13 protein-coding genes are annotated in these 17,746 nt (G+C 71.4%); 6 read left to right on the plus strand and 7 right to left on the minus strand.

The window, feature by feature from the left end; translation table 11 throughout:
• Positions 1 to 43 precede the first annotated feature (43 nt).
• Both MYMAC_RS05020 and MYMAC_RS05025 read left to right on the plus strand, forming a co-directional pair.
• A complete protein-coding gene (locus tag MYMAC_RS05020) occupies positions 44 to 826 on the plus strand; it encodes an MbnP family copper-binding protein (RefSeq protein WP_204817394.1) in 783 nt (260 codons plus the stop codon).
• A 12-nt stretch (positions 827 to 838) separates the two neighbouring features.
• Positions 839 to 1,978: a methanobactin export MATE transporter MbnM gene (locus MYMAC_RS05025; protein WP_095957257.1), complete on the plus strand. Its 1,140-nt coding sequence runs from the start codon at positions 839 to 841 to the stop codon at positions 1,976 to 1,978.
• 190 nt (positions 1,979 to 2,168) lie between these two features.
• On the opposite strand, the gene MYMAC_RS05030 is transcribed toward MYMAC_RS05025, so the two are convergent.
• Entirely contained in the window at positions 2,169 to 3,575 is a 1,407-nt protein-coding gene (locus MYMAC_RS05030) for a chloride channel protein (protein ID WP_013935854.1), read from the minus strand.
• A gap of 84 nt (positions 3,576 to 3,659) precedes the next feature.
• Positions 3,660 to 4,511, minus strand: coding sequence for a nuclear transport factor 2 family protein (locus MYMAC_RS05035; RefSeq protein ID WP_095957258.1), 852 nt, complete (start codon positions 4,509 to 4,511; stop codon positions 3,660 to 3,662).
• Between the two features lie 100 nt (positions 4,512 to 4,611).
• Here MYMAC_RS05035 and MYMAC_RS05040 point away from each other — a divergent pair, with 100 nt between their 5' ends.
• The 4 genes from MYMAC_RS05040 to MYMAC_RS05055 all read left to right on the plus strand — a co-directional run bounded on the left by MYMAC_RS05040 (position 4,612) and on the right by MYMAC_RS05055 (position 9,536).
• Positions 4,612 to 5,292, plus strand: a complete 681-nt coding sequence (locus tag MYMAC_RS05040) for a TetR/AcrR family transcriptional regulator (RefSeq protein ID WP_095957259.1) — start codon at positions 4,612 to 4,614, stop codon at positions 5,290 to 5,292.
• A gap of 134 nt (positions 5,293 to 5,426) precedes the next feature.
• Positions 5,427 to 7,889 carry a heavy metal translocating P-type ATPase gene (locus tag MYMAC_RS05045; RefSeq protein WP_095957260.1) on the plus strand — a complete coding sequence of 821 codons (2,463 nt, stop codon included), beginning with the start codon at positions 5,427 to 5,429 and terminating at the stop codon, positions 7,887 to 7,889.
• Between the two features lie 70 nt (positions 7,890 to 7,959).
• The gene (locus MYMAC_RS05050; RefSeq protein ID WP_095961474.1) at positions 7,960 to 8,373 is read left to right on the plus strand and encodes a four-helix bundle copper-binding protein; all 414 of its coding nucleotides are present in this window, start codon (positions 7,960 to 7,962) and stop codon (positions 8,371 to 8,373) included.
• Positions 8,374 to 8,462: 89 nt separating this feature from the next.
• Complete coding sequence (locus MYMAC_RS05055; protein WP_095957261.1) at positions 8,463 to 9,536, plus strand: aromatic ring-hydroxylating oxygenase subunit alpha; 1,074 nt, start codon at positions 8,463 to 8,465, stop codon at positions 9,534 to 9,536.
• A 205-nt stretch (positions 9,537 to 9,741) separates the two neighbouring features.
• Here the strand turns inward: MYMAC_RS05055 and MYMAC_RS05060 are convergent, their stop codons facing one another.
• The 5 genes from MYMAC_RS05060 to MYMAC_RS05080 form a co-directional block, all read right to left on the minus strand.
• Positions 9,742 to 12,942, minus strand: a complete 3,201-nt coding sequence (locus tag MYMAC_RS05060; RefSeq protein ID WP_095957262.1) for an efflux RND transporter permease subunit — start codon at positions 12,940 to 12,942, stop codon at positions 9,742 to 9,744.
• Positions 12,929 to 14,662 (minus strand): efflux RND transporter periplasmic adaptor subunit, encoded by a 1,734-nt coding sequence (locus MYMAC_RS05065; protein ID WP_095957263.1) that lies wholly within the window; start codon positions 14,660 to 14,662, stop codon positions 12,929 to 12,931. Before MYMAC_RS05065 ends, MYMAC_RS05060 begins: the two co-directional genes overlap by 14 nt.
• On the minus strand, positions 14,659 to 16,029 hold the full coding sequence (locus MYMAC_RS05070; RefSeq protein WP_095957264.1) for a TolC family protein: 1,371 nt from the start codon (positions 16,027 to 16,029) through the stop codon (positions 14,659 to 14,661). The genes MYMAC_RS05065 and MYMAC_RS05070 overlap by 4 nt, the downstream gene beginning before the upstream one ends.
• A gap of 127 nt (positions 16,030 to 16,156) precedes the next feature.
• Positions 16,157 to 16,564: a hypothetical protein gene (locus tag MYMAC_RS05075; RefSeq protein WP_095957265.1), complete on the minus strand. Its 408-nt coding sequence runs from the start codon at positions 16,562 to 16,564 to the stop codon at positions 16,157 to 16,159.
• A 78-nt stretch (positions 16,565 to 16,642) separates the two neighbouring features.
• Positions 16,643 to 17,608, minus strand: coding sequence for a PLP-dependent cysteine synthase family protein (locus tag MYMAC_RS05080; protein ID WP_095957266.1), 966 nt, complete (start codon positions 17,606 to 17,608; stop codon positions 16,643 to 16,645).
• Positions 17,609 to 17,746 lie beyond the last annotated feature (138 nt).

The raw sequence follows: 17,746 nt of genomic DNA on the forward strand, positions 1-17,746 counted from the left end.
GCTGCTCGGTGTCCTGGGCTGTGGCGATGAAGAGGAGACGCGCATGGAAGTCGCCATCCCCTTCGAGGCCCGGGTGGGCGGCGAGCCCTTCGCATGTGGCCGCTCCTATGCCGGGGTGGGGACGACGGGGACCACGTACGAGCCCCTGGACTTCCGGGTGTTCATCCACGACGTCCGGCTCGTCACGGCGGGAGGCGCGGAGGTCCCGCTGCAGTTGACGCAGGACGGGCGCTGGCAGCACGAGGGCACGGCGCTGCTCGACTTCGCGGACAAGTCGGGGCAGTGCACCCAGGGGACGCAGGCAACGAACCTGCGCATCACCGGCACGGCGCCCCAGGGCGACTACACGGGCCTGCGCTTCAAGCTGGGCGTGCCGGAGACGCAGAACCACCTGGATGTGTCCACGGCGCCCTCGCCGCTGAATGACACGAGCCTCTACTGGAGCTGGCGCTCGGGCTATCTCTTCGCGCGCATCGAGGGGCAGACGACGGGGTTGCCGGAGGGGCACTTCATGCACCTGGGGAGCACGGACTGTGCACCGCCGCCGGAGGGCCAGACGAACGGCACCGCGGGGTGTACGTTCGGCAACCGCCCGGAGGTGGCCCTGGACTCGCTCGACCTGGAGACTGGCAAGGTGGTGCTGGATTTGGGGGCGCTCTTCGCGGGCTCGAACCTGGATGAGAACGCGGTGGTGGAGAACACCGCCGTGGGCTGCATGTCGCAGCAGACGGACCCGGACTGCGCGCCCCTGTTCAGCCGGATGGGGCTGACGCACCGGAGCCAGGAGGGGGCGCCGGGGCCCCAGGCGTTCATCAAGGCGGAGTAGGAGGGGGATGTCATGGCGTGGCGCGTGGGAAGACGAGCAGGCGTGCTGGCGGTGCTGGCCGGGCTGGGCGCGGGGTGCGGCGACAAGGGGGGCGAGGCGGAGACCTACGCGTGGAAGCTGCCCGCGGGGTTCCCCACGCCGAAGGTGCCCGCGGACAACCCGATGACGGAGGCGAAGGTGCAGTTGGGCCGGAGGCTCTTCTTCGACGTGCGCCTGTCCCGCAACGAGACGCAATCCTGCGCGTCCTGCCATGACCCGGCGCGAGCCTTCACCGAGCCGCTGGTGACGTCCCAGGGCAGCACGGGCGAGACGCACCGCCGCAACTCCCAGGGGCTGGCCAACGTCGCCTATGCCACGAGCCTCACCTGGGCGAACCCCTCGCTCACGACGCTGGAGGCGCAGGCGTTGGTGCCCCTGTTCGGCAAGGAGCCGGTGGAGCTGGGCTTCGGCGACAGGGAAGAGGAGTTGCTCGCGCGGCTTCGCGCGGTCCCTGCACTGGAGGCGGAGTTCCGGAGCGCGTTTCCGGAGGCCGTGGAGCCCGTGTCCGTGGCCACGCTGACGCGCGCGCTGGCGTCGTTCCAGCGCAGCCTCATCTCCGGCAACTCCCCGTACGACCGCTACGTGTATGGCGAGGAAGTGGAGGCGATGACGCGGCAGCAGAAGCGCGGCATGGAGTTGTTCTTCTCGGAGCGGCTGGAGTGCGACCACTGCCACTCTGGCTTCAACTTCCAGGACGCCACGGTGCACGAGGCGACGTTCGAGCCCATCCTGCCCTTCCACAACACGGGCCTCTACAACGAGGACGGCCAGGGCACGTACCCGGCCAAGGACCCGGGCCTCATCGAGCTGACGGGCCGCCCCGAGGACATGGGGCGCTTCCGCGCGCCGTCCCTGCGCAACGTGGCCGTCACCGCGCCGTACATGCATGACGGCAGCCTGGCCACGCTGTCGGACGTGCTGGACCACTACGCGGCGGGTGGGCACGCGCGGCTGGCGAATGGCGGCGAGGCCAGCCCGCTCCAGAGTGGCTTCGTGCGAGGCTTCACGCTGACCGCGCAGGAGAAGGAAGACGTCCTGGCGTTCCTCGAATCGCTCACCGACACGGACTTCCTGACGGACCCGCGCTTCTCGGACCCGTTCGCCGCGCCGTGAACCTCGCGGGGCTCACGGCGGGGCCGTTGGCGCCCTGGCGGTGAGGAACGGCGCGTCCGTCAGGGTGTGGAGGAAGGCGATGATGGCGTCTTCCTCTGCGTCCTGCAGCGGCAGTCCGGGCGCCGGGCCTTCGCGAAGGAAGGCGGCGTTTTGTCGCGCGGCAAGATGTCATTGCACGCGGTGCGCGCCGTCAGCTCCCCAGCTCCGCCGCGGGCTCCGCCGCCGCCACCGCCTGCACCCGGCGCTGCTCGTTGTAGACGGACAGCCGCAGCGTCAGCACATACGTGACGCAGCAGGCGAGGACGGCGGGCGGGCCATACGCGGACCCGAACACCTCCAGCACCAGGGCAATGGCCGCCAGCGGCACGCCGACCACCGCCACCAGCGCGGAGGCGATGCCCACCACCACGAACACCGTCACGTCCGCGGGCCCCGTCCCCGTCACCGACGCCAGGAGCTGCGCGGTGGCCGCGCCGGACACGCCTCCCAGCACCATGGACGGGATGAGCATGCCCGCCGAGCCGCCCGACTGCACCGTGAAGCTCGTGGTGAGCAGCTTCCCGCCCACGATGAGCAGCAGGAACCACCACATCGACAGCGGCCCCGACGTGCCCGCCAGCAGTTGGGCGATGGTGTATTCGCCCATGCCCAGCACGTGCCGGAAGTCCATGCCCACGACGTAATAGAGCCCACCGGCCACCAGGACGGTGCACAGCGCGCCCATGGCGCCGCGCAGCACGGGGCTGGCGCGCTCCACCACCTGCCGCGTGTGCTTCATCGCCAGGCCGAACAGCAGCGCGATGGGCGCCGAGACGGCCACGGCGACCAGCGCGGTGAGCCCATACTCTCCCAGCGTGTACGTGTGCGCGTGCGGCGGGGCCACGAAGATGGGCTTGAAGCCGAGGAAGCGGTTGTTGAGCGCGTACGCGGTGATGCCCGCCAGGAGGCAGTACGCCAGCTTCCGGTAGACGATGCGGTTGCCGTAGACGACCTCCAGCGCGAACAGCGCGGCTGCGAACGGCGCGTTGAGCAGCGTCCCCACCGCCGCGGCGATGCCCGCGAGCTGGCAGGTGCGCAGTGTGTGCTCGGAGCGGGCGCGGGTCAGGCGCGCCACGCCCGCGCCCAGGGACTCGCCCACGAGCACCACCGGACCCTCCAGTCCGCCCGACGCGCCAGAGCCCAGCGTCAGCAGCGTCGCCACCGCCTTGCGCAGGGCGAGCCGGATGGCGGGCAGCGAGTAGCGCGGGCGCGGGTCGTCCGCCGGGTCCTCGTAGGTGATGTGGTAGTTGGAGAGCGCGACGTCCACCCCGTCCGAGGCCACGTCGCTCCAGCCGGGCCGGCGGTTGAGCAGCCCTCGCAGCAGTCCGCCCAGCAGCAGCACGCCCGCGAGCACCAGCGGCGCCCACCAGAGGCTCCGCCCCGAAGCGAACGCCAGCAGCGTGTCACTGGTGGCGTGGACGCCATACCGCAGCGCCGAGCACACCCCCCAGATGAGCACCGTGCTCAGAATCACCCGGCCCACCGTGCGCAGCACCGTGTCCCACGAGTCGTGGAGGGCGCGCTGCTCTTCGTCCAGGGGTTCTCGACGGCCAGCCATGGAGCGGGAGGCTACGTCGTTTGAGGGCAAAGTAAATGCCCGTCGGCCCGCCCCCCCACGTCCAGCGGCGCGAGCGGCTGCCCGTCAGACGGCCCGGGCCACGGCGTGGCTGTCCTCGAACATGCGATAGCGCGTGATTCTGCCATCCCGTACGGTCATGTCGAAGGCGAAGGCCGATTCGATGAGCCGGCCCGTGGCCTTCACCAGCGAGGCGAGGTCGCCCAGGATGACCGCTGTCTCGTCGTCCGCGAGGATGGTGCGCACCTCGAAGCGGCGTGGCTCCACGTGGGTCACCAGCTCGCGGAAGAAGTCGCCCACCCCGGCGCGGCCACGCCTGGGGCCAATCCACGGGACGCGCGCGACGTCACCGTCGATGCTCCAGTCGGCGTCCTCGTCGAAGAGCGCGAGGAGCTCCGCGAGCGTCTCCGGCGCGGTGGGGTTGGCGCGAAACGCCTGCATCCCCTGGAGGTACCGCTCCGCCACTTCACGAGGCGTGGCGGCTGGCGCGTCCTCGCGGAAGAGGTGGACGCGCCGCTGGTCGGCATTGGTGAAGTCCGGGTCGACGTAGATGTGGATCCGGCGAATCAAGGGGCCGTCGAACTCGAAGACGGTGCAGAACCGTCCCTGGGAAATCTCGCCGTCCGGCCAGCTCACGCCGCCTCGCGTGACGCCCCGCTCCTGTCCCTCGACGGCGATCCGGTCCCCATCCACCGTGAAGACGAGCCCGTCGAGGTCATGGACCAGGCTGGCGACCTCCCGCCCGAACCGCTCGCTGAACCGTGCCAGCGCGGCCTTTCCCTGCGCCGGTCCGAACTTGGGGAAGAAGAACCGCACATCATCCGTGAAGAGGTCCGACAAGGTCGGGTCCTTCTCGTCCACCTTGCGGAAGTAGCTGCGGATCGTCTCGAGACGCTGCCCGGCCGTGTCGGCTGTCATCTGTCTTGCTCCATATCTGTAAGTCGGTTTACATATATGGGGCATCCTTCTGATGAGGGTGTCAAGAATTATGTAGTAGTGACTACAGAAAGGACGTTGTATGGCTGTCCGGGGACGTCCGCGCAGCTTCGACCGTGACGCCGCGCTCGCGCAGGCCATGTCGCTCTTCTGGGCGAAGGGCTATGAGGCAACCCAGCTCGCCGACCTGATGGCGGCGATGAAGATCAACCCGCCGAGCTTCTATGCCGCCTTCGGCTCGAAGGAGCAGCTCTTCCGCGAGGCAGTCGAGCTCTACCTCGCCACGCGCGGCGCGGGCAGCATGAAGGCGCTGGCGGAGACGGCCCATGCCCGGGACGCCATCCAGGCGATGCTCCTGGCGAGCGCCGACATCGCGCTCGCGAGCCCTTCGCGCGGCGGCTGCCTGGTCAGCCTGGGGCTCGTCAACTGCCAGTCCCAGAACCTGCCGCTGCGTGAGCACATGCGGGCGCTGCGGCGCGAGACGGTGGCGCTCATCCACCAGCGCCTGGAGCAGGGGGTGGTGGATGGCGAGCTGCCCGCCGGACTCGATGTCCCGCGCACCGCGACCTACTACGCCATGGTGATGCAGGGGCTCTCCCTCCAGGCCCAGGACGGTGCCTCAGCCGAGGAGCTGGCCGGCGTCGTCGCGACCGCGATGTCCGCGCTGGACCAGGACCAGGCCAGCGCCAGCAAGCCTGCCGGGCGCACCGGGGGCTCCACGAAGAAGCAGGGCGCCGCCGCCCGAGGCCGTCGGCGACCGTGAGGCTGGCGTAGGCGCTCCGTGTGACGGTCCGCCGCCGCATGCGTCGGGCAGCGGCGCGACTCATTCTGCATGGACACCCTGTAAGAGCCGGCCGGGTGCTTCGTTGGCCTGGGCGAAAGGAGCCTCGAAGCGCCATGTCCCATCCCCATTCGCCTCCTCCCTCCCCGGCCAGGGAGGCGCCCGCCATCGACCCTGTCTGCGGCATGAAGGTCGACCCGAGCGCCCCGAAAGGCGGCCACCTGGAGCACGAGGGGCTCACCTACGCCTTCTGCAATCCCAGGTGCCGGGAGCGGTTTCGCTCGGACCCGCGGCGTTACCTCTCACCCCCGCAGGACGCGCCTCCGTCCCCGCCTCCGTCCTCGCCGGGCGCCGTGTACGTCTGCCCCATGGACCCGGAGGTCCGTCAGTCGCACCCCGGCGCCTGCCCCAAGTGCGGCATGGCGCTGGAACCCGAGGCGCCTCCCGTCCCCGCGTCCCAGGTGGAGTACGTGTGCCCGATGCACCCGGAGGTGGTGAAGGACGGTCCGGGGAGCTGCCCCAAGTGCGGCATGGCGTTGGAGCCGCGCACCGTCCTGGCGCAGGAGCCGCCGGACCCGGAGCTGCAATCCATGCGGCTGCGCTTCCGCGTGGGGTTGGCGCTCACGGTGCCGCTGCTCGTGCTGGCCATGTCGGACATGATTCCGGGGCAGCCGGTGCAGCACGCGGTGTCCGCGAGCGTGCTGGCCTGGGCGCAGCTCGTGCTGGCCACGCCCGTGGTGCTCTGGGCCGGCGCGCCCTTCTTCCAGCGCGGCTGGGCCTCGGTGCGCAACCGGCACCTCAACATGTTCACCCTCATCGCGCTGGGCACGGGCGCGGCGTATCTGTTCAGCGTCTTCGCCACGCTGGCGCCCCAGGCCCTGCCACGGGGCCTGCGTACGGGGCACGGCGGCTCCGCGCCCCTCTACTTCGAGGCCGCCGCCGTCATCGTCACCCTGGTGGCGTTGGGGCAGGTGTTGGAGCTGCGCGCCCGGCACGCTACGTCCGGCGCGCTGCGGGCCTTGCTCAGCCTCGCGCCGCCGGTGGCGCGGCGAATCGGCGCGGGCGGCCACGAGGAGGACGTTCCGCTCGCGAGCGTCCAGCCGGGTGACACGCTGCGCGTGCGCCCTGGCGAGAAGGTGCCGGTGGACGGCGTGGTGCTCCAGGGCTCCAGCGCCGTGGACGAATCCATGGTGACGGGCGAGTCGCTGCCCGTGGAGAAGGGCCCGGACGCGCAGGTGACGGGCGGCACGGTGAACGGCACCGGCTCCCTGCTGATGCGCGCCGAGCGCGTGGGCCAGGACACGTTGCTCTCGCGCATCGTCCAGCGGGTGAGCGAGGCCCAGCGCACCCGCGCGCCGATTCAGCGGCTCGCGGACAAGGTGGCGGCGGTCTTCGTGCCGGTGGTCATCGCGGTGGCGGTGGTGACGGCGGCCGTGTGGGCGCTCTGGGGGCCCGAGCCCCGGCTGGCGCACGCGGTGGTCAACGCGGTGGCGGTGCTCATCATCGCCTGCCCCTGCGCGCTGGGGTTGGCCACGCCCATGTCCGTCATGGTGGGCACGGGGCGCGGCGCCCAGGCGGGTGTCCTCATCCGCGACGCGGCGGCGCTGGAGCGGCTGGAGGCCGTGGACACCCTGGTGGTGGACAAGACAGGCACGCTCACCGAGGGCAAGCCGCGCCTCGTGACGGTGATTCCCGCGCCGGGCATGGAGGAGCTCCGGCTGCTGCGGCTGGCCGCGAGCCTGGAGCGTGGCAGCGAGCACCCGCTGGCCGCGGCCATCGTCGCGGGCGCGAAGGAGCGGGGCGTGACGCTGGCGCCCGTGGAGGACTTCCGCTCAATCACGGGGCAGGGCGTGGTGGGCGAGGTGGAGGGCGCCGAGGTGGCCCTGGGCAACGCGGCGCTGACGGATGCGCTGGGGGTCCATGCGGGAGACCTGGCGGCCCGCGCCGAGGCCCTGCGCGCCGAGGGCCAGACGGTGGTGCTGGTGGCGGTGGAGGGGAAGGCCGCGGGCCTGCTCGGCGTCGAGGACCCGGTGAAGTCCTCCACGCCGGAGGCCCTGGCGTTGCTGCGCGAGGAAGGGCTGCGCGTGGTGATGCTCACGGGCGACAGCCAGACGACGGCGGACGCGGTGGCGCGGCGGCTGGGCATCACCGAGGTCATCGCCGGGGTGCAGCCGGAGGCGAAGGGCGACGCCATCCGGCGGCTGCAGCAGGAGGGGCGGGTGGTGGCCATGGCCGGGGATGGCGTCAACGACGCGCCCGCGCTGGCGCAGGCGGACGTGGGCATCGCCATGGGGACGGGGACGGACATCGCGATGGAGAGCGCGGCGGTGACGCTGGTGAAGGGGGACCTGCGGGCCATCGCCCGGGCCCGGCGCCTGAGCCAGGGCACCCTGCGCAACATCCGGCAGAACCTCTTCTTCGCCTTCGTCTACAACGCCGTGGGCGTGCCGCTGGCGGCGGGCGTGCTCTATCCCGTCTTCGGTCTGCTCCTCAGCCCCATCTTCGCCAGCGCCGCGATGAGCCTCTCGTCGGTGTCCGTCATCGGCAACGCGCTCCGGCTGCGGACGCTGAAGCTGTAGTCCCTGGCCACGGGGGGCCGGGATGTCCAACCTTGAACGCGAACCCAATGCCTCCAGGAGCGTGGACACCATGGCCCCAGCCGAAGTGATGAAGACCGACAGTGACCTGAATCAGTGCATCGAGGACTGCCTGGCCTGCCACCGCGTCTGCGTGGAGACGCTGACGTACTGTCTGGGCAAGGGTGGCAAGCATGCGGAGGCCGGCCACCTGCGCCTGCTGATGGACTGCGCGGAAATCTGCCAGACGAGCGCGAACTTCATGCTGCGGGGCTCGGAGCTGCACAGCCGCACCTGCTTCGCCTGCTCGGAGGTCTGCAAGCGCTGCGCGGAGTCCTGCGGGCGCATGGGCGACGACGTGGTGATGAAGGCCTGCGCGGACATGTGCACCCGGTGTTCGGATTCGTGCTGGAAGATGGGGGGAGGCGTCATGCCGCAGACGCCCAACCCGGAGGCCGCCCAGCGCGCCGCCGACCTCCCCGCGTGAGGCGTCCGCCCGGAAGAGTCCAGGCAAGCCGGAAACGGGCGTGAAGCGGAGCCCTTCACTCGCCGTCGAGGCCGATTAGAGTGCCTTCCATGAGCCCCTCTGGTGCGCCCGCTGGACATATCTCGGTCGTCCGCCTGCCCAACGCCTGGTTCATCCTGTGTGCTTCAAATGAGCTGGGAGACAAGCCCCTGGCGCGTACGCTCCAGGGCTCGCCCCTGGTGCTCTTCCGGGGCGAGGGCGGCAAGCCCGCGGCCCTGGTGGACCGCTGTCCGCACCGCAACGTGCCGCTGTCGCTGGGCCGGGTGAAGGAAGGCCAGCTCCAGTGCGGCTATCACGGCTGGCGCTTCGACGGCGAGGGCCAGTGCCGCGCCATCCCGGGCTTCCTCGGCGAGCCCGGCGCCCGCGCCCGCTGCGCCACGGCGCACGCCACGCGCGAGCAGGACGGCTTCGTCTGGGTCTACTCCACGCCGGGCGTCGAGCCCACCACGGAGCCCTACCGCTTCCCGCTGCTGGAGGCGCGCGAGTACACCACCGTGCGCCGGGTGCTGAGGGCCCCCGGCTCGCTGCACGCCACGCTGGAGAACACGCTGGACGTGCCGCACACCGCGTACCTCCACGGCGGGCTGTTCCGCACCGAGGAGAAGCGGAACGAAATCGAGGTGGTGGTGCGCCGCGGCGCAGACAAGGTGGAGGCGGAGTACATTGGCGAGCCGCGCCCCAGCGGGCTCGTGGGCAAGCTGCTCGCGCCGGGGGGCGGGGTGGTGCAGCACTTCGACCGCTTCCTGATGCCCTCCATCGCCCAGGTGGAGTACCGCATCGGTGACGCCAGCCACGTCATGGTGACGTCCGCGATGACGCCCGTGTCCGAATGGGACACGCTGGTGTACGCGGTGGTGACCTTCCGCCTGCCAGTCCCCCGCTGGCTGGTGCGCGCGGCGCTTCCGCTCATCATGCCCGTGGCGCTCCACATCTTCGGGCAGGACGCGCGCATCCTCCGGCGGCAGACGGAGACCATCCGCCGCTTCGGCACGGAGGCCTATGCCTCCACCGAAATCGACGTGCTCGGGCCCGGCATCCTCCGCCTGCTCCGCGCCGCCGAGCGCGAGAAGCCCGGCGCCGTGGGCGACGCCGTGCATGAAACACGGCTGAAGATGCGGACCTGAGAGACATCGCCGCGCGCCGCGCCCGGGACATTGAATGGGAGGTGCTGTCGCGGGTGGCGCCCCGGCTCGCCGCCCACCGAGGCATGAGGACGCCGTCTCCTGCTCCTGCGTGTAACCGCCCGGACTGTCGGCGCCCGCTCCCCGGGAGCTGGGCGGCTCCCGGGGGCAAAGCCAGACTGTCTGACTGGCTTGGAGATGGGATGGGTCAGGCGGTCTGCGGCTTGGCGGGCAGCGGCGGCTCACCCGTGCCTTCCTCGGGCTGCGCCTGGGGAAGGTGGCGCCGCTTCCAGAGGGCGAAGATGGCCGGATACACGGTCAGCTCCAGCAGGAACGACGTCACGAGTCCGCCCACCAGCGGCGCGGCGATGCGCTTCATCACGTCCGCGCCCGTGCCGGTGCTCCACAGCACGGGGAGCAGGCCAATCATGTCCGTCATCACCGTCATCAGCTTGGGACGGATTCGGCGCGCCGCGCCATCGACGATGGTCTCCGTGAGGTCGGCCATGGTGCGCAGCCGGCCCTCCTGGTCCGCCTTCTTATGGGCCAGGGTGAGGTAGAGCAGCATCACCACGCCCGTCTCCGCGTCGAGCCCGGCCAGGGCGATGAGCCCCACCCACACGGCGATGCTCATGTTGTAGTCGAGCAGGTACAGCAGCCACACCGCGCCAATCAGGCTGAAGGGCACCGCGAGCAGGACGATGCCCGTCTCCACCACGGACTTCGTGCTGAAGTAGAGCAGCAGGCACACCAGCAGCAGGGTGACGGGAATCACCACCTGGAGCTTCTCGGTGGCGCGCTCGAAGTACTTGAACTGGCCGCTCCACTCCACGCGCACGCCGGGGGGCGTCTTCACCTCGCGCGCCACCGCCGCCTTCGCGTCCTTCACGTAGTCCGCGATGGGCCGCCCCGTGTCCACGAAGACGTAGGTGACGAGCTTGCCGCCCTCGCTGCGAATCATGGGCGGGCCCTGCACGAAGCGCACGTCCGCCACCTGGGTGAGCGGCACCTGCGCGCCGCCCGGCGTGGGGACCAGCACCTCCTTCAGCAGCTCCGGGCTGTCGCGGTACTCGCGCGCGTAGCGCACGTTGATGGGGTAGCGCTCGCGGCCCTCCACCGTCTGGGAGACGTTCTCCCCGCCGATGGCGCCCATGACGACTTCGTTGACGGCCTTCACGCCCAGGCCCAGGCGCGCGGCCTCCTCGCGCTTCACCTCGATGTCCACGTAGAAGCCGCCCGTGGAGCGGTCCGCGAACGCGCTGCGCGTGCCGGGCACCTGCGCCACGGCCTGCTCAATGGCCACCGCCGTCTGCTCCAGCGTGTCCAGGTCGTCGCCGAACACCTGGATGCCCAGCGGGCTGCGGATGCCGGTGGCCAGCATCTCCGTGCGCGTCTGAATGGGCATCCAGAAGATGTTGGGCATGCCCGGGTACTGGAGCGTGTCGTCCATCTCCGCGAGCAGGGCCTCCCACGTCAGGCCCTCGCGCCACTCGGACTTCGGCTTGAGCACCACCGTCGTCTCGAACATGGACAGGGGAGCGGGGTCCGTGGGCGTCTCCGCGCGGCCCGCCTTGCCGAAGACGCTCACCACCTCCGGGATGCGCTTGAGCTGCGCGTCCATGGCCTGGAGGATGCGCGTGGCCTCGGTGATGGACATGCCCGGCGGTGACGTGGGCATGTAGAGGATGGCGCCCTCGTTGAGCGGCGGCATGAACTCGTGGCCCAGCCGCAGGAAGGCGGGCACCGTCAGCGCCATGGCCACCACGGACAGCGCCACCACCGCCTTCGCGTGCCGCACCACGAAGCGCACCACCGGCATGTAGAGCGCGACCAGCCAGCGGTTGAGGGGGTTCTCGTCCTCCCGGCGGATGCGCCCGCGGATGAAGAGCACCGCCAGCGCGGGCGTCAGGGTCACCGCCAGCACCGAGGCGAAGCCCATGGAGTACGTCTTCGTGTACGCCAGCGGCTTGAAGAGCCGGCCTTCCGTGGCCTCCAGGGTGAAGACGGGGAGGAAGGCCACGGTGAGCACCAGCAGCGTGCCGAAGATGGAGGGGCCCACCTCCTGCATCGCGGCGATGATGACCTCTCGTCGCTCGCCGGGGCGGCCTTCCGCCTCCCACGCCTCCAGCTTCTTGTGGATGTTCTCCACGATGATGATGGAGGCGTCCACCATGGCGCCAATGGCGACGATGATGCCGCCCAGGCTCATGATGTTGGCGGTGAGCCCCTGGTAGTACATGGGGATGAAGGCGAGCAGCACCGCCACGGGCAGCGTGAGGAGGGTGACCAGCGCGCTGCGCGCGTGCATCAGGAAGAGGAAGATGATGAGGCTCACCACCAGCATCTCCTCCACCAGCGCGCGGCTGAGCGTGCCAATGGACTCCTCGATGAGCCCGGAGCGGTCATACGTGACGACCAGCTCCACGCCCTCCGGCAGGCCCGCGCGGACCTCCTCCAGGCGCGCCTTCACCGCCTCGATGACGGTCAGCGCGTTCTCCCCGTAGCGCATGACGACGATGCCGCCGGCCACCTCGCCCTTGCCGTCCAGCTCCGCCACGCCCCGGCGGATGTCCGGCCCCAGGCTCACCTGGGCCACGTTGCGCACCAGCACCGGCGTGCCGTCCTCGCTCACCTTCAGCGGGATGCTCTCCAGGTCCTGGGTCGAGCGGATGTAGCCGCGCCCGCGGATGACGTGCTCGTGGCCGGCGATCTCCAGCACCCGGCCGCCCACGTCCTCGTTGGACTCGCGGACGGCGCGCGTCACGTCACCCAGCGTCACGCCGTAGGCGCGGAGCTGGTTGGGGTCCACCTGCACCTGGTACTGCTTCACGATGCCGCCCACGCTGGCCACCTCCGCCACGCCGGGCACGCTGGACAGCGCGTAGCGCACGTTCCAGTCCTGGAGGCCGCGCAGGTCCGCCAGGGAGTGCTTGCCGCCCTCGTCCACCAGCGCGTACTCGAAGACCCAGCCCACGCCGGTGGCGTCCGGCCCCAGCGTGGGCGTCACGCCCGAAGGCAGGCGTCCGCGCGCCGTCTCCATGTATTCGAGCACGCGGCTGCGCGCCCAGTACATGTCCGTGCCGTCCTCGAAGATGACGTAGACGAAGGACATGCCGAACATCGACTGGCCCCGCACGGCCTTCACCTTCGGCGCCGACAGCAGGGAGGACGAGATGGGGTAGGTAATCTGGTCCTCGACCAGGTCCGGCCCGCGCCCCATCCACTCGGTGAAGACGATGACCTGCGTGTCGGACAGGTCCGGAATCGCGTCCAGCTTGGTGCCGCGAATCGCGTGGACGGCCCACGCCGCCAGGCCGCCCACCAGCAGGAGGGTGAGGAACGGGTTGCGCGCGCACGCGGCGATGAGGCGGCCGATGACGCCCTGTCCACCGTGCTCAGTGGGCTGCATGGCCGCCTCCGAAGTCGTCCGTGGCGGAGCGCAGGCGGCTCTCCGCCGCGATGAGGAAGTTGCCGCTGGTGACGACCACGTCGCCGGGCGACAGGCCCTCCAGCACCTCGTAGGTGCCGTTGCCCTTGAGGCCGAGCTTCACCTCCTGGGGCCGCAGCCGCCCCTCGCCCAGGTCCACGAACACCAGCCGGCGCGGGCCGGTGTAGATGACGGCCGAGTCGGGAACCTGGAGGCGCGCGCCGCCCTGCAGGACGAAGCGGACGTCCGCGTACATGTCCGGCTTCAGCTCCAGCTCCGGGTTGGGCAGCTCGATGCGGATGCGCCCGGTGCGCGTGGTGCCCTGCAGGGACGGGTACACGTAGCCGACGCGGCCCGCGTACTTCTTGCCGGGCAGGTAGGGCAGGGTGACCTCCACCGGCTGGCCCGGCTTCACGCGCGCCAGGTCCTGCTCGTACACGTCCGCCTCCACCCAGACCTTGGCCAGCGGGGCGATGCGGAACAGGCGCTCACCGGCCTTCACCGCCGCGCCCTCCACCACGTTCTTCTCCAGCACGTAGCCGCTGGCGGGCGCCAGGAAGGGCATGTTCTCCACCGGCTGGCCGCGCCGGGCCACGCGCTCGATTTGCGCCGAGGACAGGCCCCACAGCTCCAGCCGCTTGCGCGCCGCGCCCACCAGCGACGCGTTGGCCGCGCTCTGGCTCTGGCGCGCCAGCAGGTACTCCTGCTGCGCGGCGTAGAGCTCCGGGCTGTAGAGGGTGAAGAGGACGTCGCCCTTCTTCACCGGCTCCCCGGTGGCGTTGACGCGCAGCTCGTGGATGTAGCCGTCCAGCTTGAGGGTGACGTCCACCAGCGACTTCTCGTCGAAGGTGACGCGGCCCAGGGCGCGCAGGGACAGGTCCATGGGGGCCTCCGTCACCGGCGCCGTCTTCACGCCGATGCGCTGACGCCGCAGGTCGTCCACCCGGATGACGCCGCTCTCCAGCTCCGCGCGGCTGACGGGCGTCAGGTCCATGCCGCAGAGGGGGCACGCGCCCGGGCCGTGCTGCTTCACCGACGGGTGCATGGGGCAGGTGTAGTGCGCGATGTCGCCGTCACCGTGCGCCCCGGCGGGCGTGGCCGCGGGCCACTCGCTGGTGGTGCCACACGCCAGCATGCGCCGGCCCATGTAGGGGTTCTCCAGCTTCGGCTCGCGCTGGAGCCACTGGTTCACCCCGTCCACCATGGGGCATTCGAAGATGTGCCAGCCTTCCTGGAGCCGTGGGTCGCCGGCGGCCAGGGCGATGAGCGCCTCGCTCACGCGCGCGAAGTGCTGGCGCGCCGCCTCCGCGTCCTTCGCGGAGGCCAGGTGGGTGGCGGCGTCCGCGCCCTGCTGGAGCCACGCCGTCAGGGGCGTGCCGTCATCGGTCGCGGCCTCGGCGGCCTGCTGGAGCGCGGTCTTCAGCTCACCGGCGCGGGCCGGAAGTCCCTCCACCGCGTCCCGCGCGAGCAGGGCCCGCGCGCCTTCGTAGGCTTCAAAGGCCGCGCGGGTGTACTCCAGGGCGGCGTCGGGCAGGGGCGTGCCCGCGCCGCCGTGGGCGTCATGCGTGGCGGGCGCCGTGCCGGTGTGGGACGCCGGGCCGGAGAACCAGCTCACGAGGGGCCTCCAGGCCAAGGCGACGAGCACGGCGAGCCCCAGCACTCCGAGCCAGGGGGCGATGCGGCGGCGGTTCGGGGGGCTCATCGCGTCTCTCCGTTCCGGGGCAGGCCCGGCGTGTGGCCCAGGGCCTTGTCCAACTCCGCCCGGCGGCGCTGCACGTCCGCCAGGGCCGTCTGTTCACGCAGCTCCACGCGGCGCAGGTTGCGCTCCGCTTCGATGAGGACCTGGAAGCCGTTCTTCCCGCTCTCGAAGCCCGCGCGGGCGGCGGCCACCTGGTCCCTGGCCGCGGGGACCAGCCGCTCCTGGAAGAGCGCCACCACGCGGCGCGCCTCCTCCGCGCGCGAGCGGGCCTGCTCCACCTCGACGCGGATGTCGTCGATGAGCTGCTCCTCCTCGCGGCGCAGGCGCTTCAGGCCAGCCTCGGCCGCGCGCACGGCGGCCTTCCGCTTGCCGAAGTCGAGGGGGATGTTGACGGTGACGCCCGCCATGAACTGGTGGGGCGTGTCCATCCACATGGAGTTGTACTCCCCCATCACCATGACGTCCGGGTAGGAGTCCCGCTTCGCGAGCCGGACGGCGGCCTCGCCTCCGCCCAGCCGCGCCCGCAGGCCCTCCAGCTCCGGGCGCAGGCGCAGCGCTTCATCCTGCAGCCGCTCGGCGGGGAGGGGCTCCGCTGCCAGCGCGGGCAGGGCCTCCGGCGGCGGCGGCAGCGGCGCCTGGGGCGCGCGGTGCAGCAGGCCGTTGAGCCGGGCGCGCAGCCGCTCGCGCTCGGCCTCGAACATCACCTGCTCCCGCAGCACCTCGCTCAGCTCCACCTCCGCCTGGAGCGGGTCCTGCTGGGACGCGCGGCCGGTGACGTACTGCGCCTCCGCGCTCTGCTTGAGCTGCCCCAGCAGCCGCAGGTGCTCCTGGGTGACGGCGAGCGAGCGCTCCACGACGAACAGGTCATCGAAGAGCGTGGACGCCAGGAGCGCCAGGCGCAGGCGCAGCGCCTCGCGGTCCTCGCGCAGGGCCTCCGCCTCCGCCAGCGCCAGCTCCCCCCGCAGGCCGCGCTTGCCGGGGAAGGGGAGCTGCTGGCGCAGCTCCACGGACTGCCCGAAGCGCGCGCTGCCGGTGATGCTCAGCGGCGCGACGCCGTAGGACAGCGTCGGGTCCTCGAGCGCCGTCTCACGCGGGTAGCGCTCCAGGCTGGCGCGCCAGGCCTCCCGCGCCGCCTCCAGCGAGGGGTTGCGTGAGAGCACCTGCCGCACCAGCTCCGCGCGCTCCAGCACGGGCGCCCGCGTGAAGGGCGCTGGCGCCTTCGCGTCCGGTGCCTGCCGGGCCACCGCTTCGAGCTGGGATTGATACCGCTGCTCACTGGCTCCGGCCGCGCCGGGGCCCAGCCACACGGCGGCGCCGGTGGCGAGCACGGCCCGCGTGGCGGACCGCCTCCAGGTTCCATGGAACGACATGACTTCCTGCTCCAGATGACGGGATACGAGCCTGTCGCCGGGAGAAGGACGTCACCGGCGGCGGGCGGAATCCGGCCGGTGGGCACACGCCCACCCGCCAGGCCTCAGCGCATGCGGGCCGGACGTCTCAAATGAGGTAGGAGCAGTGCCGCAGATACAGCGGTGGCGCGGTGGCGTGATGCACGCCCCGGATGCGCACCCACGACGAGGGCAGGGCCTCCGGCGCCGGTGGCGCCGCGGTGACGGCCTGGGGAGGCAGCGCCAGGGGCGCCAGCGTCCACGAAGGTCCGGCGCTCGCCGTGACGGGCTCCGGCGCCGGGAGCCGCACGGCCAGCTCGCCGCAGCAGTCCTGGTGGTCGCCGAGGATGCCCGCTTCCTGGGAGACGGGCGCGGCCTTCGAGCGCTTCGCCTGGTGGCAGGCGCACGTCAGGTCCAGCTTCACCGTGCCCTGGCAGAGATGGAACAGCCCCTCGGCCGCCCCCGCGATGGGAGGCAGCCCCAGGACCACCAGCAATGTCAGGACTCGGAGGAGCATGACCGTGGGCTTGCCACGCTGATAGCGCGGCGTGACGGGGCATGCAACTCCAGGCGCGTCACGCCATTCCCATTCAGCTCATGCCGCGCCGCGTGCAGGCACGGGCCTGGGCTGGATGAGCTCGGTGGAGAAGTAGCGCTCCATGCGGTCGGGGAACACCGTCACCACCTGCGCGCCCGGCCCCAGCCGCTTCGCCGCTTCCACCGCGGCCACGTAGTTGAGACCGGAGGACGGGCCCACCGGGAAGCCGCGGCGGATGAGCGCCCGCGCGGTGCTCATGGCCATGTCATCCGACACGTCGATTTCCACGCGGCCCGGCATGTCCGCCTCGCGGTACAGCTTGGACATCCCGTCCACCACGCCCGGCACGCGGGGGCTGAAGCTGCAACATTCGATGTCGCAGCCCAGCCCGGCGATGGGCCGCGCCACGAAGGCCGTCACCGGGCAGCCCGCCTCCGCGAAGGCCTGGTACAGGCCCACCACGGTGCCGCCCGTCCCCACGCCGCTGACCACGCCGTGCACCAGCCCGCCCGGCACCTGCGACAGAATCTCCTGGCCCGTCCACACCCGGTGGGCCTCGGCATTGTCCAGGTTCTCGAACTGGCGGGGCGCGAAGGCCTTGCGCTCGCGCGCCAGCTCCTCCGCCTTCACGATGGCGCCCTGCACGCCGGCTTCGCGCGGCACCAGCACGACCTCGCCGCCATAGGCGCGGATGGTGAGGATGCGCTCGCCGGTGACGCCCTCCGGCATCACCGCCGTGAAGCGCAGGCCCATCTGCGCGCTGGCCAGCGCCAGGGCGATGCTCGTGGAGCCGCTGGACGCCTCGATGACCTCACCGCCGGGGGCAAGCACTCCCTGGCGCCAGGCCTTCTCCAGCATGTAGCGCGCGATGCGGTCCTTGGTGGAGCCGCTGGGGTTGAGGAATTCCAGCTTGCACCAGATGGTCGGGCCCTCCTCGTGCAGACGCACGGGGACGAGCGGGGTGGGACCCACGGCCTGGAGGAAGCGGCCGTCCGCGGGGAGAGGGCGACAGGGAGGACGCATGGGACCTTCCCTATCGCGAAACGGCGCGCCGGGCACCGGCCATGAATTTTTTGCTGGGTTCCTGGACAGTCGCTTGTCTGCCCGGTCCGACAGTGCTCCCCGGGCATCCGTAACATCTGGCGTTCAGCGGGAGGCGCG

This window comes from Corallococcus macrosporus DSM 14697, assembly GCF_002305895.1.
Lineage (GTDB): Bacteria > Myxococcota > Myxococcia > Myxococcales > Myxococcaceae > Myxococcus > Myxococcus macrosporus.

Coding starts and splice junctions, on each gene's coding strand:
- MYMAC_RS05030 (WP_013935854.1), bottom strand. CDS start 3,575: ATGGCTGGCCGTCGAGAACCCCTGGACGAAGAGCAGCGCGCCCTCCAC.
- MYMAC_RS05075 (WP_095957265.1), bottom strand. CDS start 16,564: ATGCTCCTCCGAGTCCTGACATTGCTGGTGGTCCTGGGGCTGCCTCCC.
- MYMAC_RS05050 (WP_095961474.1), top strand. CDS start 7,960: ATGGCCCCAGCCGAAGTGATGAAGACCGACAGTGACCTGAATCAGTGC.
- MYMAC_RS05020 (WP_204817394.1), top strand. CDS start 44: ATGGAAGTCGCCATCCCCTTCGAGGCCCGGGTGGGCGGCGAGCCCTTC.
- MYMAC_RS05080 (WP_095957266.1), bottom strand. CDS start 17,608: ATGCGTCCTCCCTGTCGCCCTCTCCCCGCGGACGGCCGCTTCCTCCAG.
- MYMAC_RS05070 (WP_095957264.1), bottom strand. CDS start 16,029: ATGTCGTTCCATGGAACCTGGAGGCGGTCCGCCACGCGGGCCGTGCTC.
- MYMAC_RS05040 (WP_095957259.1), top strand. CDS start 4,612: ATGGCTGTCCGGGGACGTCCGCGCAGCTTCGACCGTGACGCCGCGCTC.
- MYMAC_RS05065 (WP_095957263.1), bottom strand. CDS start 14,662: ATGAGCCCCCCGAACCGCCGCCGCATCGCCCCCTGGCTCGGAGTGCTG.
- MYMAC_RS05025 (WP_095957257.1), top strand. CDS start 839: ATGGCGTGGCGCGTGGGAAGACGAGCAGGCGTGCTGGCGGTGCTGGCC.
- MYMAC_RS05055 (WP_095957261.1), top strand. CDS start 8,463: ATGAGCCCCTCTGGTGCGCCCGCTGGACATATCTCGGTCGTCCGCCTG.
- MYMAC_RS05060 (WP_095957262.1), bottom strand. CDS start 12,942: ATGCAGCCCACTGAGCACGGTGGACAGGGCGTCATCGGCCGCCTCATC.
- MYMAC_RS05045 (WP_095957260.1), top strand. CDS start 5,427: ATGTCCCATCCCCATTCGCCTCCTCCCTCCCCGGCCAGGGAGGCGCCC.
- MYMAC_RS05035 (WP_095957258.1), bottom strand. CDS start 4,511: ATGACAGCCGACACGGCCGGGCAGCGTCTCGAGACGATCCGCAGCTAC.